Annotated in this window: 12 protein-coding genes and 1 tRNA gene; 5 read left to right on the plus strand and 8 right to left on the minus strand. The window is 44.1% G+C overall.

Translation table 11 applies throughout. From position 1 onward, the window contains the following. Nucleotides 1–94: 94 nt before the first annotated feature. The 4 genes from ACMH5P_RS03665 to rpoN all read right to left on the minus strand — a co-directional run bounded on the left by ACMH5P_RS03665 (nt 95) and on the right by rpoN (nt 4,811). Entirely contained in the window at nt 95–1,744 is a 1,650-nt protein-coding gene (locus tag ACMH5P_RS03665) for a hypothetical protein (RefSeq protein ID WP_459492957.1), read from the minus strand. Between the two features lie 154 nt (nt 1,745–1,898). Then, nucleotides 1,899–1,972, minus strand: a tRNA-Arg gene (locus ACMH5P_RS03670). Nucleotides 1,973–2,093: 121 nt separating this feature from the next. Then, nucleotides 2,094–3,305 carry a PQQ-dependent sugar dehydrogenase gene (locus tag ACMH5P_RS03675; RefSeq protein ID WP_459492958.1) on the minus strand — a complete coding sequence of 404 codons (1,212 nt, stop codon included), beginning with the start codon at nt 3,303–3,305 and terminating at the stop codon, nt 2,094–2,096. Nucleotides 3,306–3,371: 66 nt separating this feature from the next. Continuing rightward, nucleotides 3,372–4,811: an RNA polymerase factor sigma-54 gene (gene rpoN, locus ACMH5P_RS03680; RefSeq protein ID WP_459492959.1), complete on the minus strand. Its 1,440-nt coding sequence runs from the start codon at nt 4,809–4,811 to the stop codon at nt 3,372–3,374. A gap of 102 nt (nt 4,812–4,913) precedes the next feature. Between rpoN and asnS the strand changes: the two genes are divergently transcribed. From asnS to ACMH5P_RS03705, 5 genes are read left to right on the plus strand one after another with little or no spacing between them, the layout of a single operon-like run. Beyond that, entirely contained in the window at nt 4,914–6,344 is a 1,431-nt protein-coding gene (gene asnS / locus ACMH5P_RS03685; RefSeq protein WP_459492960.1) for an asparagine--tRNA ligase, read from the plus strand. Then, entirely contained in the window at nt 6,344–6,718 is a 375-nt protein-coding gene (locus tag ACMH5P_RS03690; protein ID WP_459492961.1) for a diacylglycerol kinase family protein, read from the plus strand. The genes asnS and ACMH5P_RS03690 overlap by 1 nt, the downstream gene beginning before the upstream one ends. 1 nt (nt 6,719) lies before the next feature. Next, nucleotides 6,720–7,379 (plus strand): DUF4290 domain-containing protein, encoded by a 660-nt coding sequence (locus ACMH5P_RS03695; protein WP_459492962.1) that lies wholly within the window; start codon nt 6,720–6,722, stop codon nt 7,377–7,379. A 5-nt stretch (nt 7,380–7,384) separates the two neighbouring features. After that, nucleotides 7,385–8,692, plus strand: coding sequence for a UDP-N-acetylglucosamine 1-carboxyvinyltransferase (gene murA, locus ACMH5P_RS03700; protein ID WP_459492963.1), 1,308 nt, complete (start codon nt 7,385–7,387; stop codon nt 8,690–8,692). Between the two features lies 1 nt (nt 8,693). Continuing rightward, on the plus strand, nt 8,694–10,052 hold the full coding sequence (locus ACMH5P_RS03705) for an MATE family efflux transporter (protein ID WP_459492964.1): 1,359 nt from the start codon (nt 8,694–8,696) through the stop codon (nt 10,050–10,052). 192 nt (nt 10,053–10,244) lie between these two features. Here the strand turns inward: ACMH5P_RS03705 and lpdA are convergent, their stop codons facing one another. From lpdA to ACMH5P_RS03725, 4 genes are all read right to left on the minus strand, one after another. Then, a complete protein-coding gene (gene lpdA, locus ACMH5P_RS03710) occupies nt 10,245–11,651 on the minus strand; it encodes a dihydrolipoyl dehydrogenase (RefSeq protein ID WP_459492965.1) in 1,407 nt (468 codons plus the stop codon). A gap of 45 nt (nt 11,652–11,696) precedes the next feature. Then, nucleotides 11,697–13,214: a 2-oxoglutarate dehydrogenase complex dihydrolipoyllysine-residue succinyltransferase gene (gene odhB / locus ACMH5P_RS03715; protein WP_459492966.1), complete on the minus strand. Its 1,518-nt coding sequence runs from the start codon at nt 13,212–13,214 to the stop codon at nt 11,697–11,699. Nucleotides 13,215–13,223: 9 nt separating this feature from the next. Then, nucleotides 13,224–15,950, minus strand: coding sequence for a 2-oxoglutarate dehydrogenase E1 component (locus ACMH5P_RS03720; protein WP_459492967.1), 2,727 nt, complete (start codon nt 15,948–15,950; stop codon nt 13,224–13,226). Nucleotides 15,951–16,200: 250 nt separating this feature from the next. After that, a complete protein-coding gene (locus ACMH5P_RS03725) occupies nt 16,201–17,118 on the minus strand; it encodes a type IX secretion system membrane protein PorP/SprF (protein ID WP_459492968.1) in 918 nt (305 codons plus the stop codon). Nucleotides 17,119–17,194 lie beyond the last annotated feature (76 nt).

Below are 17,194 nucleotides of genomic sequence, written 5' to 3' on the forward strand. Positions count from 1 at the left end.
CATCTATAATTTAAACAAATTTACCATTAGACCGTGGATTCACAAGAAAGGAAGCATATATCCTTTCAGATAAAATTAGTAAAGGATATTTAGTTTAGCGTTGAATGATGAAAATAGGGATATTCGTTGATCGATTTATTTGCTTCACCTTAAATCCCTTTTGTTTGAAAAAATTCATTCGCTCATTTACCGACAAAGGTTTATCCTTATACCCCCAATCCAATCGATGGGAGACTTCAATGATCGGTCGGTGAAGCGAATCCGAAAGGTGAATTAATTGGTTTAACTGACGCTCATCTCGAAGATCAATCCAAGTGACTAAATGGTTATTGGGATTATCTAATACACGCGTAAACGAATGACTCCAACTATCGAAATTGATGATCTGAAAGGAGGGATCGTCCCTTCGCGTATAAGAAACGATCGACTGATAATCATCCACGATATGTTCTTCAGGACCACTAAAAACCAAATTATAGGCTCCTAAAATCACATTGAATGAATAATAGACTAAAAAAAGTAAGCTTCGGTCTAATCGATATCCATTATCAAAAACAAAGCCAAATAATGGAATCCACAAATAAATAAAATGATGAGGAGACCTTACTTTACCTAGGATTATAAACGTAAATGATAGCGTTAGAAAAGAAAGAAAAAAGAAGATGGTTTTAAATTCTATCTGCTTTATTCCTCGCTTTATCACTTTCAGTACATAACTACAAAACAGTGAAATTAGCGCTAAGAAAAACAACCAAGTACTTATTGAAAAATTCGAACCAAGCGTAATAAATTTAAACTCCTTTACATTCAAATTTCTAATTAAATAGAAACTGAAGTCGAAACTATTCAGGTAGGTCGCAAAAGTCATTAAACGCTCTTGGAATAGCGCATCTAAACTAGGCCATAAATGCACCGTATCGGGAAAATGCCGAATAAATTTAAGTAAAAGAATTACGTCCGGTGAGCCGCCCAACAAAGATTTTGTGGGGACAATACGCGAGACAAGATGACCCGCTTCATACTCTTTTATTTGAGTTTCACCCTTCAAATAAAAGACGACAAAAACCAAAAAAACAAAGACCGGCAAAATGAAACCCCATACTCGGTAATTCAATAAATTGGCCCAACGAATATTTGCTAGCGAAAACAAAATGACTCCCGGGAACAGGTACAAATAAAACTGCTTGTCAAAAAACGAAATAGACCAAAGCAGGGCCAATAAAGCTCCGAACATTAATCTTTCCCATTTGCTGATATCTGAAAAAATTCGTTCTACGAAACGTTTGGAAAGAAAAAAGCTAATGATCCCCACATTCACAGGTCCACTATCATGCAAGACAGTAACATACATCGGCAAAAACAAAATCAGCATCCAAATCTGATACCCTTTTAATTTGAAGGTATCAATCATCAAATAATAGATAACCAATAACGAAGTGAACGAATAAAGGAGTTTCGCTAATTCAAGTGGTAAGAGGAGATAAAATGGTAAAAAAAGAAAGCGCTGCACATTACCCAAATATGCGTAAGGCAAATTTGCCTCCAATCCCAGCGGAAAATGTTTGACAAAGGCCTGATAACCATTCGGAAATTGATTGAGAAAATAGTTGGGATTCCGATAAGCCAAATCGACAAAAAGGATAAACTCGTCTAAATGTGTATGTAACGAAAAACCAACGAAGGCGCTAATTCCCAAAAAAGCTATTAATTGCCACCGAAAAATGGATTTATTCCAAAATTTCATACACCTATAAATTAAAATCTCAGCCGCTTAAAAATCAAGACTAAAGTCCAATCAAATATAATGTAAATCTTTTCAAATCGATTTTTCGTTTTTACTGTGAGCAGAAGAAATAAAAAAAGCATTTACCAGAGACTGATAAATGCTTTTGTTTCAGTGGTCGCGTAGGGATTCGAACCCCAAACCTTCTCATCCGTAGTGAGATGCTCTATCCAGTTGAGCTACGCAACCATTGCCCTTTCGGGATTGCAAAGGTAGAAATACTTTTTAAAAATGGAAACTTTCCGTTGAAAAAAAATATCCCACAAAGGCCTTTCGTTGCGCTAAAGCCATCGAAAACAAGCACTTGCTTTTATTTTTTATACTGAATTCGGTAGATACTTCCTCCCAAATCATCGCTCACATACAAGGAACCATCGGGTCCTTCCGCTAATCCACACGGGCGATGTTGGATCGGACCGGTCGGCTTCGCCAAATCCGTTCCCGCAAAATTATCCGCAAAGATCTCCCACTTGCCGCTCGGTTTCCCATTCTTAAAGGGAACAAATGCAACCAAGTAACCTTTCTTTAATTCCGCCGACTGGCCATGAAAGGCAATAAACGCACCATGCTTGTATTTCGCTGGAAATTGATTCCCGCTATAAAAAAGGATATCATTCGGTCCCATGTGCGCCGGGAAAGCAACCACTGGATCTAAAGCTTTCTCCCCACCTGTTTTCTTGCCATCCCCTCCATATTCCGGTGCGACAATCTTTTTGTTTTGCTTGTGGTCGTAGTAAATATAAGGCCAACCGGCATCATCGCCAGCCTTTTTGAATTCATACATCGCCTCAGCTGGTAGCTCCTGCGACTGCTGAGGTGTGTAATACTGCGGATAGAAATCATGGAATTGCCCACGTCCATGCGCCATCGCGAATAGACTATTGGTTTGTTGGTTCCACGTAATCCCCACTGCATTCTTCAAACCCGTCGCATAACGCAAACCATCTTGAAAACGCTGATTCAATTTATTCGCATCAAATTGCCACACACCCCCAGCTGAATCCAAAATGGCGCATGGATTCATGCCTTGGCCGGTTCCGGGGACCCGACAAGGATCATTCCATGAACCGATGGTCACGTAGATATGTTTCTTATCCCGATCAAACACGAAGGGTTTGGCATTATCCCGACCGTGATCCGGCAAACCATCCACGATGGTTTCGGGTTTATTGATATCCGCAATTTCTCCGTTCGCATCCAAGGCATAGCGGAAAACGCCTTTGTTCGAAGCGGCGTAGAAAAAGTTTTGGTCAATCATAATTCCCGTTCCCGGATAATTCCCAAACCATTTTTGGTCTTCAAACACGCCGTCTTGGTTCGCATCTTTCAATTGAACGATACCATTCCCATCCTTTAATTTGGATAATTTGGCATACACATGCCCCTGCTTGGATACCGTTAAATGTCGTGTCGCACCCAATTCTTTGGCGATTTCAGAAACTTGAAAACCGGCAGGTACTTTGATTTCCTGTGCAAAAGCAAAACTCGGCAAGAACATGCCTAGCATCAATAATTTTTTCATGGTAAATAGGTTAAGGGATTCCAAGGTAACATTAAATCACAAAAATGCTACACGGGGCTAAACGGATTATTCCATTTTCCGGCGAAGTCGGGCGACCGGAATCCCCAATTGCTCCCGGTATTTAGCCACCGTCCGACGCTTCACAACAAATCCTTTTTCAGCTAATAAACCCTCCAATTCCTCATCCGAATAAGCATGTGCTGCGGGTTCATTTTCGATTAACTCGCGTAAGATATTTTTCACCTCGCGGGTAGAGAAATCCTCGCCCGACTCATGCGTAATTCCCTCCGTGAAGAAATACTTCAAGGGGTACATTCCAAAATCCGTTTGGACGGATTTAGCCGAAACGACACGGGAAACGGTTGAAATATCCATTTCAATGACATCGGCAATTTCCTTCATCCGAAGGGGGCGTAATTTGGCGTCATCCCCGGTCAAGAAAAAATCCATTTGCTTGGCCACAATGCATTCCATCGTTTTCATCAAGGTCCCCTGACGCTGTTGGATCGCCTGAATAAACCAAGACGCCGAATCCAATTTATGCTTAATAAAGGTTACAGCCTCCTTCACATCTTTTTGCTGCTTATCCCCTTTCGAATAGGTCTGCAACATCTCTTGGAAAGATTTACTCACTCGCAATTCGGGTGCATTCTTTCCATTAAGTTTGATATCTAATTTGCCCTCTGTTTGCGAAACAATAAAATCGGGCTGAAGAAAGGGAGCCACCTCCCCCGCATCCGAACCACCGGGTTTGGGATTGAGATGGGTAATCACCTTGATGGCTTGTTTTAATTGGGTCTCATCCACACCGAGTTTCTGCTGCAAGGCAGCATAATGCTTCTTGGAGAATTCATCAAAATATTGATCGATCAATCGAATCGCAATTTGTAGAATCTCATCATCGACCAAATGTTTGCGATGTAATTGCAAAGACAAACATTCCTGTAAATCCCGTGCACCAATACCCGCAGGGTCCAATTGCTGCACTTTTAGTAAGACCGATTCCACTTCCTGGTAATCCGTTTCAAATCCCACCGTAAAGGCTAAGTCATTGACGATACTCTCAATATTCCGTCGTAAATACCCATCATCCTCCAAGGAACCAATCAGTTGCTCCGCGATGATGCGTTCCCGCTCGTTGCTAATCACAAACCCAATCTGCATCAATAGAAATTCCTCCGCACTTGGGACAGTGGGCATCGGACGATCCCGCATTTCCTCATTCGGATCGTAAGAATCCCCCGCCATCTTATACCCGGCATAATCATCCTGCAAATAATCGTCGATCGCCAATTCATCATTCGCTAAATCATCTACCGTCTCACGATCCCCCATCTCCTCCAAACGCTCTTCGGAGATTCCCTCCTCCAAGGCCGGATTTTCTTCCAACTCCGCTTCGATGCGCGCAGCCAATTCCGCAGTCGGAATTTGTAACAACTTAATCAGCTGAATTTGCTGCGGAGAAAGCCGTTGCTGTTGCGATAATTTGATGGATAAACCCTGCATCTTGCTTGGAAATTTAATTACAAAAATAATTGAAAAAATTCGGTTTTTTTGTGGTAATTTTGAGGGTTATTGCCCGTATTTCAGGGCTTTTGAGAATCATTTATGCAAATTAAAGAAATCCTTTCCTTATCTCCGTCTAATCAAAACCTTGTCATCAAAGGTTGGGTTCGCACCAAACGTGTTTCTGCCAATGTCGCTTTCATTGCCTTGAACGATGGTTCAACCATTCACAACATCCAAGGTGTCGTATCCGATGGGGCTGTTTCCGAGGAAACATTAAAATTAGTTACCACAGGAGCTTGTATCGCCATGAAAGGAACCTTGATTCCTTCTCAGGGACAAGGTCAATCCGTGGAATTACAAGTTGAATCAATTGAAGTTTACGGGGTCGCAGATCCGGAAAAATATCCATTACAGCCGAAAAAACACTCCTTGGAGTTCTTGCGTGAAATCGCGCATTTACGTCCACGGACGAATACATTCTCGGCTATTTTACGTGTACGTCATGCCTTGGCATTTGCGGTTCACTCCTATTTCAATACTAACCAATTCTTCTATTTACACACCCCGATCATCACAGGTTCTGATGCGGAAGGTGCGGGTGAGATGTTCCGTGTAACAACTTTACCGGCTACAAATCCACCCATGACCGACGAGGGCAAGGTAGATTACAAAGAAGATTTCTTTGGCAAGGAAACGAATTTGACGGTTTCGGGCCAACTGGAAGGTGAATTGGGTGCGATGGCCTTATCGAAGGTGTATACATTTGGACCTACTTTCCGTGCGGAGAATTCAAACACGACACGTCACTTGGCGGAGTTCTGGATGATTGAACCAGAGGTTGCCTTCTACGAATTAGAGGATAACATGAATTTGGCGGAAGACTTTACCAAATACTGCATTAAATATGCCTTAGAGCATTGTGCAGACGATATTGCCTTCTTGGAAAAGCGTTTATTGGACGAGGAGAAAAACAAGAAAAAAGAAGAGCAATCGGAATTGACCTTGACCGAAAAACTACGTTTTGTCACGGAAAATAATTTCGAGCGCATCACGTATACAGAGGCAATCAACATCCTTTTGCAATCCAAGACCCACAAACAAGGTAAATTCCAATATCCGGTTGAGTGGGGCATCGACTTGCAATCGGAACACGAGCGTTGGTTAGTAGAGAAGCACTTCAAAAAGCCGGTTATCTTGACCAATTACCCGAAAGACATCAAGGCTTTCTATATGAAACTTGACGAGGATGGCAAGACCGTTCGTGCGATGGATGTTTTATTCCCGGGCATTGGAGAGATTATTGGCGGATCTCAGCGTGAGGATGATTATGAAAAATTATTGCAGCGTACCAAAGAAGTAGGCATCGAGGAAGAGTCCATTTGGTGGTATTTAGAAACAAGAAAATTCGGTTCTGCGCCACATGCAGGCTTTGGATTAGGATTTGAGCGTTTAGTCTTGTTCGTTACGGGTATGAGTAACATCCGTGATGTGATTCCTTTCCCAAGAACCCCTAAATCAGCGGAATTTTAATGATTTTCAAACAACTAAATCAAAGTATTGGGCATGCCATTGACGGGATTTTTCATCTCATCAAGTCGGAACGCAATGCCAAAATACACCTAGCGGCAACAGCCCTCGTGATTTATGTGGGTTTGAAATTAGATTTTGTCACGGAGGAATGGATATGGATCAGCTTGGCCGTTGCCTGTGTTTGGGTGGCGGAGTTGATCAATTCAGGGATGGAACGCTTAACCGATTTGGTATCGCCGGAACATCACCCATTAGCGAAACAAGTGAAAGATTATGCAGCAGGAGCTGTGTTAATTATGTCAATTTGGGCAGTATTTGTTTTCTGCCTGATTGCCTTGCCACACCTTTGGGTTTGGTTAACATTATCCAATTAATATGAAAGAATACGGATCGAGTGTACAAAAATTGGTCAATTACATTATGACCATCGCCGACCGCGAACAACGGACTAAATATGCCTTTATCATGGTGGATTTGATGAAACAAATTCATCCCAACATGAAAGACAATACACAAGATTATTCCAAAAAGCTTTGGGATGACTTGTACATTATGTCAAATTTCGAATTAGACGTACAAGGTCCCTACCCGCCTCCCTCTCCGGAGTCGGTGGGTAAAGCACCCCGCAAAGTGGCCTACAACCAGCATCACTTGAAATTCAAGCATTATGGACGGAACGTAGAGCTATTAATTCTTCGTGCCATCGCGGAAGAAAAGGTGGAGGATAAGAAAATCTTGGTGGCCTACATCGCCCGCTTGATGAAAGGATTTTACGTAACCTGGAACAAGGATTCGGTGGATGATTCGGTGATTTGGCAGAACATTAAGGATATGTCGGAGAACCTATTAGGCAGCATCGTAGACGAGTTATCGCAAGAGACTTTAGGTCATGCCAAAGTGGCGAATAATGCAAGAAACGCATACAATGCTCCGGAATACCCGAACAATAACAACAATAACCGGAACAATAATTACCGGAAAAACTTCAGAAATAACAACAACAATCGTAATAACAATTACCGTAAAAATAAGTAAGATTTATGGCATCATTTAAGGTTACCGGTGGCCGCCGGATGAAAGGAGAAATTACTCCACAAGGAGCAAAAAACGAAGCATTACAAATTTTGTGTGCGGTGGTTCTGACAGCTGAACCTGTCACGATTCACAACATTCCGAATATCCGTGATGTCAACCAACTCATCGATTTGTTGGGCGATATGGGCGTAAGCATGCGTCGTTTATCCGAGACGAGTATTGAGTTTGATGCCTCTCAAGTAAACATCGATTACTTGGAATCTGAAACCTATAAGAAAAAAGCAGCTGCACTTCGCGGTTCAGTGATGTTATTAGGACCAACCTTGGCTCGTTTTAAGAAGGGGCGTATTCCTTCACCGGGAGGTGACAAGATTGGTCGTCGTCGTTTAGATACCCACTTCTTTGGGTTTATGAAGTTAGGTGCCAAATTCAATTACTCTGCGGAAGATGGTGGAATTTATGAGGTAGATGCTTCGCAATTGCAAGGTGCCTACATGTTATTGGATGAGGCATCTGTAACGGGAACGGCTAATATCTTGATGGCAGCGGTTTTGGCAAAAGGGACAACAACCATTTACAATGCGGCTTGTGAACCTTATTTGCAGCAATTGAGTAAGATGTTGAACCGCATGGGAGCGAAAATCTCAGGCATTGGGTCCAACTTACTTGTTATTGAAGGTGTAGAAGTACTGCACGGAACGGAGCATACAATGCTACCTGATATGATTGAGATTGGTTCATTCATTGGCATGGCCGTGATGACGCAGTCGGAAATCACGATTAAAAACTGCCAAATCCCTCAGTTAGGAATTATTCCGGATGTATTCAAGAAATTGGGTATTCAAATGGAATTCCGTGGAGATGATATTTACATTCCGTCACAAGAGCATTATGAATTGGAAAACTTCATCGATGGCTCGATGTTGACCATTTCAGATCATCCATGGCCAGGATTTACGCCTGACTTGTTATCGATCATCTTGGTGACGGCTATTCAAGCAAAAGGAACGGTATTGATTCACCAAAAAATGTTTGAATCCCGTTTATTCTTCGTAGATCGTTTGATCGAAATGGGTGCACAAATCATTTTATGTGATCCACACCGTGCCACGGTGGTTGGTTTTGATCGTAAGCAAACCTTGAAAGGCATTCGCATGTCCTCACCCGATATTCGTGCGGGAGTTTCCTTGTTGATCGCGGCGATGTCGGCGAATGGTACATCCATCATCGACAACATTGAGCAGATCGACCGTGGATACCAAAACATCGATACGCGCTTAAACGCGATCGGTGCCGAAATCGTACGTATTTAAGATGTCATTATTTTCCAAGATTAAACAGACGGTCCAATTGGCCTTACCCATCGTGGTGGGCGAATTGGGCGTTATGTTGATGGGGTTAGCCGATACGATTCAGGTAGGCCAAATGTCGACCGGCGCCGCGGAAAGCCTCGGTGCTTCGGGCATGGCGGGTTCCATCTTTTTTACCATCGCAATCGTAGGCATTATCTGCATTCAAATTGTATCACCCATGATTTCCAAGGCCGTCGCGGAAGGCGACAAGACGGAATGTGGAAACCTTTTGCGAGCCAATTTGCGTGTGGCTACGCTATTAGGAGTCGTGACGATTCTGATCACGGGGATTGTCGGCTTGAATTATGATTTATTCGGACAAACCCAGGCCAATAAGGCTTTGACCCTTCCCTTCTTAAGTTTGATTTCCCTTTCGGTTTTGCCCATATTCTGGTTTATCGCCTTGAAAAGTTTCATGGATGGGCTCCAGCGGACCACGGTGGGTATGACCATCACCATCATTGCCCTATTGTTGAATGTATGCGGTAACCATATCTTAATCAATGGCTTATGGGGTTTCCCTGCTTTAGGTTTATTTGGCTCAGGAATTTCGACGCTCTTGTCGAGGTTATTTATGGCGGGGACGTTAGCCATCTATGTCTTTACCCGGGATGAGTTTAAGCCTTATTTACAAAAAGGACATGTCCATGTTGAAAAGAATGTCTTGGAGAAAAACATTTTGCGCATCGGAATTCCTTCGGGTATGCAGGGATTCTTTGAGATTGCGACCTTTGGCATGGCCGTGGTGATGATGGGCTGGATTTCAGTGACGGCACAGGCGGCACATATCGTAGCGATTAACATGGCATCCATCACCTACATGATGGCGACGGGCATTGCGGTAGCTGGAGGAATCAATGTGGGAACGGCGATCGGTGAACGTAATCGACATGAGATTGTTCGTTCCGGGCATGCGGCGCTTCTCTTGTCTATTCTATTCATGGGAATTTGCGCATTGGTCTTTTTCTTTGGTCGGGAATATTTAGTTCGTGGATACACGCAAGAAGTACCCGTTATCGCAATAGCCGTGACCCTGGTGGTTTGGGGCGCGATATTCCAGTTATTTGATGGGATTCAAGCCGTTTCCTTGGGGCTATTGCGTGGATTACAAGATTATAAACTTCCGACAGCCATAACGGTCATCTCCTATTGGGGCGTTGGAATTCCGGTATCTTATTTCCTCGGATTCAACTTAAACTTAGGTGCCATCGGAATCTGGATGGGATTAACAGCCAGTTTGGTTTGTTCATCGATACTTCTTTCGTGGCGATTCTATACACGGGCGAAGACGATTGATTTGGAGGCGTTAAAGGTAGAATAGAATTAAGAGCTAAGAGTTAAGAGTTAAGTGGTCAAGGAACTCTGTAGAGACGCGATACCTCGCGTCTTCCCCCCCCCTTACAAAAAAGACGCGAAGTATCGCGTCTCTACAAAACAAAAAATAGTGCCCGCATCAGCGAGCACTATCTATATTCAAAATACTTCTTAAACGTTAACTCTTCGTTCTTAGTTTTTAACTGTGTATCGACCGTTTCGCCGTCGCCGCCAAACAAGCCTCTTTCATCGCTTCTGTGTACGTCGGGTGCGCATGTGACATACGCGCCACATCTTCGGCAGACGCACGGTATTCCATCGCCACGACTGCTTCCGCAATCATATCCGCCGCACGGGCACCGATGATATGAACTCCCAAAATCTCATCCGTCGTCGCATCGGCTAAAACCTTCGCCACTCCATCCACATCGGTCGATGCAATCGCACGACCCAAGGCCTTGAACGGGAATGAACCTTCCTTGTAAGCAATACCGGCAGCCTTCAATTCTTGCTCCGTCTTACCTACCGAAGCAACCTCTGGCCAGGTATAAACAACACCCGGAATCAAATTATAATTGATATGCGGCTTTTGACCCGCAATTACTTCAGCCACTAATGTTCCTTCTTCTTCCGCTTTGTGTGCCAACATCGCTCCACGAACCACGTCACCAATCGCATAAATGCCCGGAACTGACGTTTGTAGCGTATGCTCATCAACTGCGATCCGACCGCGTTCATCGGCAGTCAGACCAGCTGCGGCCAAGTTCAAGCCATCGGTGTATGGTCGACGACCAATACACACCAAGCAATAATCGCCTTTAATCTCAACGTCTTTACCTGAGGCATCCTGTGCTTTAACTGTCACTTCTTTGCCTTTCACAGATGCACCCGTCACCTTGTGTGACAAGTAAAAATCAGCGCCTAATTTGGCAATGCACTTTTGCAATTCCTTGCCCATCGTCTTATCCATCGTTGGGATCATGCTATCCGCAAATTCCACAAACGATACTTTCGAACCTAGACGCGCATACACCGATCCCAATTCTGCTCCGATTACCCCCGCACCAATCACGATCAAATGCTTCGGAACTTCCTTCATCTTCAAGGCCTCCGTCGAGGTAATGATACGCTCTTTATCGACAGGAATGAACGGAAGAACTGTCGGTTTAGATCCCGTCGCGATGACAATATTCTTACCTGAAATCACCTCCGAAGAACCATCTTCCTTCGTAATCTTCACCGTTTTGGCAGAATCAAACGAACCTAAACCATGAAAGGTCGTGATCTTGTTTTTCTTCATCAAATACGCGATTCCCGCATTTAAATTTGAAACAACCCCCGCTTTACGCTTGATCATTTGTTCCAAATTTACTTTGGGCTTAGCGATATCAATACCATGTTCTTGGAAACTATGCACCGCATTGTGAAAATGCTCCGAAGAGTCCAACAACGCTTTGGAAGGAATACATCCCACATTCAAACATGTTCCACCCATCACGGCATATTTCTCCACGATGGCTACTTTGAAACCCAATTGAGCCGAACGGATAGCCGAAACATATCCTCCAGGACCCGAACCAATTACGACAACATCAAATTCTTGCATAAGGCGATTGAAAGCGAATAGGCCCCGCAAGGCCTATTCTGTTAATTAAATGTCTAATAATAAACGAGCTGGATCCTCTAATAGCTGCTTGATGCGAACTAAGAAACTTACCGACTCACGGCCATCAATGATGCGGTGATCATACGATAAGGCCAAATACATGATTGGACGTACAACAATTTGACCATCCACAACCACAGGACGCTCTACGATATTGTGCATACCTAGAATCGCAACCTGAGGTGCATTGATAATCGGTGTTGAAAGCATTGAACCAAATACCCCACCGTTGGTGATCGTAAATGTTCCGCCACTCATCTCTTCCAAACTCAATTTATTCTCACGAGCTCTTCCTGCTAAACGAACTACTTCCGATTCAATTCCGGCCAATGATAAATTCTCAGCTGAGCGAATCACAGGTACCACCAAGCCTTTTGGTGCAGAAACCGCAATCGAAATATCGCAATAATCATGGAATACGATTTCGTCTCCATCAATCTTTGCATTCACCGACGGGAATTCTTTCAAAGCAACACAAACCGCTTTCGTAAAGAAGGACATAAAGCCTAAGCCCACGCCATGCTTCTCCTTAAACTTATCTTTGTACTTACCACGTAAATCCATCACCGGCTTCATGTCAACCTCATTAAAGGTCGTCAACATCGCAGTCTCATTTTTCACCGCCACTAAACGACGTGCCACTGTCTTACGCAATGAACTCATCTTCTCACGACGTGTACCTCCTTGTGCGGCTGCTGGAGCGGCCGCCGGAGCTGATGCCGCAGGTGCTGCAGCTGGTTTCGAAGCAGCCAACGCATCTTCCTTCGTGATACGGCCACCTACGCCTGAACCCGCAACCGAGGCTGCCGCGATTCCTTTTTCATCTAATATTTTTGCTGCCGCTGGAGAAGGATGACCCGCCGCATAATTAGCATCCGCTGCTGGTGCTGCTGTTGGAGCCGCTGTCGGTGCAGGAGCTGCCGCAGGCACTGCCGCCACCGAACCACCTACGGTGATTTTGGCCAACAAACCTCCAATCGGCACAACAGAACCTGGTTGCGCAATCACTTCCAAGACACCTGCAGATTCGGCAGGCAATTCAAACGTTGCTTTATCGGATTCTAATTCACAAAGAACCTCATCCAAGGAAACAACATCTCCTGTTTTCTTATTCCAAACAGATACCGTCACTTCCGAGATAGACTCACCTACCGCAGGAACCTTAACCTCCAATACGGACGTTGGTCCAGCTGCCGGTGCCGGAGCTGCTGCTGTTGCTGGAGTAGCTGCCGGAGCGGCATCTGCCACGGTAACGGATGCCGACGCACCGCCCGCGTCAATCGTGCAAATGACTGCACCAATCGGCAAGACATCACCTTCTTTTGCCACAATGTGCAAAATACCTTCAGCCTCAGCTGGCAATTCAAATGTTGCTTTATCCGACTCGAGTTCGCATAAAACCTCATCCAATTTCACGTGATCGCCTTCTTTCTTGTTCCAAGTAGCAACCGTTACTTCCGTGATCGACTCGCCCACCGCGGGCACTTTCATTTCTATAGCCATAATATTCGATTATTCAAATGCTCTGTTTATCAATGCTGCCTGCTCCTCGCCATGCACCTTTAAGAATCCTGTCGCCGGTGAAGCCGATTTCTTACGTGCTACTAATTTACTGAAACGTGCCCATCCGAACTCACGAATCACATATGACCAATAGCCCATGTTTTCCGGCTCTTCTTGCACGTAGAAAATCTCGGCTGATTTGTATTTCGCCAATTCAGCTTCCACCTGTTTGGTTGGGAATGGATGCAATTGCTCCAAACGAATAATCGCCACGTCCTTGCGCTTATCCTTCTCCTGACGATCCAACAAATCAAAATATACTTTCCCTGAACAAATCAATACGCGTTTCACTTTCGCCTTATCCGCATAATCATCCCCAATAACCTCCTGAAATGAACCCTTTGTAAAGGCGTCTAATTTCGAAACCACTTTGGGGTGACGGAAGATCGACTTCGGTGACATCACAACGAGTGGCTTACGGAATTCCCAAGTCAACTGACGACGCAATGCATGGAAAATATTAGCAGGTGTTGTCAAGTTGGCAATCACCATATTATTCTCCGCGGCCAACTGCAAGAAACGCTCCGGACGCGCATTCGAGTGCTCCGGACCTTGTCCCTCATAACCGTGTGGCAATAACATCACCAAGCCATTTTGTGTCCCCCACTTCGATTCGTGTGATGAAACAAACTGGTCGATCATGGTCTGTGCACCATTGGCAAAATCACCAAATTGTGCTTCCCAAATCACTAAGGCATTCGGATTCGCTAAGGCATAACCAAATTCATAACCCAAAACGCCGTATTCCGACAACAAGGAATTGTAAATCTGAGCTTGCTCCTGCTTATCTGAAATATGATTTAATGAACTGTAATTTTCGTTTGTATTTGCTTCGTGCAATACCGCATGACGGTGTGAGAACGTACCACGTTGCACGTCCTGTCCCGATAAACGAACGGCTTTGCCTTCCACTAATAAGGAACCATAAGCCAATAACTCAGCGGTAGCCCAGTTTAATTCGCCTTTTTCAAAATATACCTTACGGTCAGCAATCACCTTTTCAATTTGCTTCAAGGCCACGAAACCTTTTGGAAGTGTCGTAATCGCTTTCGCTACTTGGTCTACTACTGCCTGAGAAATAGCAGTCTTTGGCGACTTGTCGAAATCTTTCTCGTTGGAATAACGAAGCTCCGACCACGCATTATCCAATTTCAATGGGATATACGGAGGACGAACTTTTTGCTTCACCAAATCCAAACGAGCTTGCAATTCCGCCTTGAATTCCGCATCCATTTGCTCGGCCAATTTCGCTTCGATTTCTCCCTGCTTGATTAACTTTTGCGTGTAGATTTCGCGCGGGTTGGGGTGATTGGTAATGTTTGCATAAAGTGTCGGCTGCGTAAAACGTGGCTCATCCGACTCGTTGTGGCCATTCCGACGGTAGCAAACCATATCAACAAACACATCCCGACCAAATTCCTGGCGGAACTCTGCCGCGATACGAGATACGAATACTACCGCTTCTGGATCATCTCCATTCACGTGGAATACGGGCGCATCGATAATCTTTGCAACATCAGTACAATAAATCGCCGAACGCGCATCCTCGAAATCGGTCGTAAAACCAACTTGGTTATTAATGACAAAGTGGATCGTTCCTCCGGTCGAGTAACCCTTTAACTTCGCCATTTGCGTAACTTCATAAACGATACCTTGTCCTGCGACAGCGGCATCTCCATGAATTAAAATAGGCAATACCTTCGAGGAATCACCTGCGTAGTGCGCATCTGCGGTTGCCCGACAAAAACCTTCCACCAACGGATTTACCGCCTCTAAGTGCGATGGATTGGGAGCTAATTTCAAGGAAATTTCACTTCCGTTCGGTGAAACGTGTTTCGAAGAATAGCCTAAGTGATATTTCACGTCACCATCCCCATGTATTTCATCCGGCACATTTCCTTCGAAACCATCGAAGATTGCTTCGTAAGACTTGTGCATGATGTTGGCCAATACATTCAAACGACCCCGGTGTGCCATACCAATCATGGCTTCCTTCACACCTAAATCAGCTGATGTGTTAATAATCGCATCCAATCCCGCGATGGTCGACTCACCACCTTCAAGACCGAAACGCTTTTGACCTAAATATTTTGTCCCTAAGAAATTCTCGAAAACAACTGCCTCGTTTAATTTCTGAAGGATATGCTTTTTCTTTTCAATCGAAGGATTGAATGCCAAAGCTTCTTTTTCAATTTTATTACGCAACCATTCTTTGGTCGTAACCTCCCGAATATACGAATACTCAAATCCAATTGTTCCGGCATAGATTTTATGCAAGGCATCCTGAATTTGACGTAAAGTTGCTGGTCCAATACCCAAGAAAACTCCAGCTTGGAATACCGTACCTAAATCGGCATCCGATAAGGCATAATCTGTTAAGCCTAAACGAGGCTGACGATCTTTGCGCTCACGAACTGGGTTAGTTTTCGACAACAAATGTCCACGAGAACGAAATGCTTTGATTAATGAAATCACAGCCATTTCCTTCTGAACATGGGAGGAATCAGCTGAACCGGCACCCACGGGAGCACCCTCTAACCAGGTTTGTGAAAAATCAAATCCCTTGAAGAAATCTCTCCAAGAGCTATCTACGGAATTGGGGTCTTGTTTGTACGCTTCATACAAGTCGGCGATGACTTGTGTATCTGCATTGGCAACGTAGGAAAATGGATCCATAATGTAAAATTCTAGCGATCAACTAGAAAAGTTTCAAACGTTATTGTTTTGGTTTAGGTAATAATACTACTTGCAAAAAAAATCCTCGCAATTTAATACACTCTCAGCAATAAAACCCAACAATTTGGCGGATTTTATACCATATAAGAGCACAAATTTCTTTGGAAAAAATCCTATTTATTCAGCGCACAAAAAAATCTTTATTTATTCCAATTATATCCCTTCAAAATCAAAAAAATACAGGAATTACCTAAGGTCGAAATTGCGCGATCTTCCCATTCCCCAAATCAACTTCATAACGTATGAATAATTGATGAAAACCCGCACGCTCCGTCGTGCTCGTCGACCCAAAACCGCTGGGATAATAGCTTGTCGATTCACCTAATAGGTCATAGCCGTAACCGACACGGAAATTCTTACCTAAAGCGGCCTCGACACTTCCAATCAGTGCTTTCGATCCCAGCTCAGAACCGGTTGCTTGATACCAGACACCTACACCTACTTTTTCCTTTAACCAGAATACAGCAGAATAATCAATTGCCACGTCCTTGTCAATTTGGCGAATCACAGTTCCGAGCTTCAATGCATTTTGATCAATGTGAAATAAATAGTTTAGCAGGAGGTATTTAGGAGGCTTCAAAGATCCATAACTCGACTCAAAGGAATTAGCAGGAGCACTGAGACCCACGTAAAAATCTCCTTTTTCATAGATAAAACCATACCCATAATGTATCCCAAAAACACTGCTTCCACTTTTACCGATGATGGGGTACTGACTTAGACCCACTTGAGCTCCCAGCCTCAATCGATGACCCCTTCCCCATTCAAAGGCTTTAGCGCCTACGGCTGCTATTCCCAAATTGGCCGAAATTCCTCCCGTCGGCAAGGCATAGGATTGATCCGTGTTATAAGCCAAAAAACCAATCCCTCCTTTTTCCTGAGAAACGGGCATATCAAAACTAAAGTATTGCTGCGATGAGGCCGTCGTACTCAAACCTGGCTGAAACAGCGGCTTCTTCCGGTAAATCCCTGTGATGGAAGCCACCCCTTTCTGCCCTGCCAATGCCGGATTAATACCCATCGGCAAAAATGGATACATCATGCGAAGCGATTCCTGCTGCGCAAGAATGGGAAGACTCCAAAGTAGAAAAAGGATTATTTTTCGCATGTGATAAACTGACAATATGACATTCCGGACGGTTTTGGACTAATATTTGAATGATCGGATTCCAAATTTATGATTT

It is taken from the genome of Aquirufa sp. 5-AUSEE-100C1, assembly GCF_054558655.1.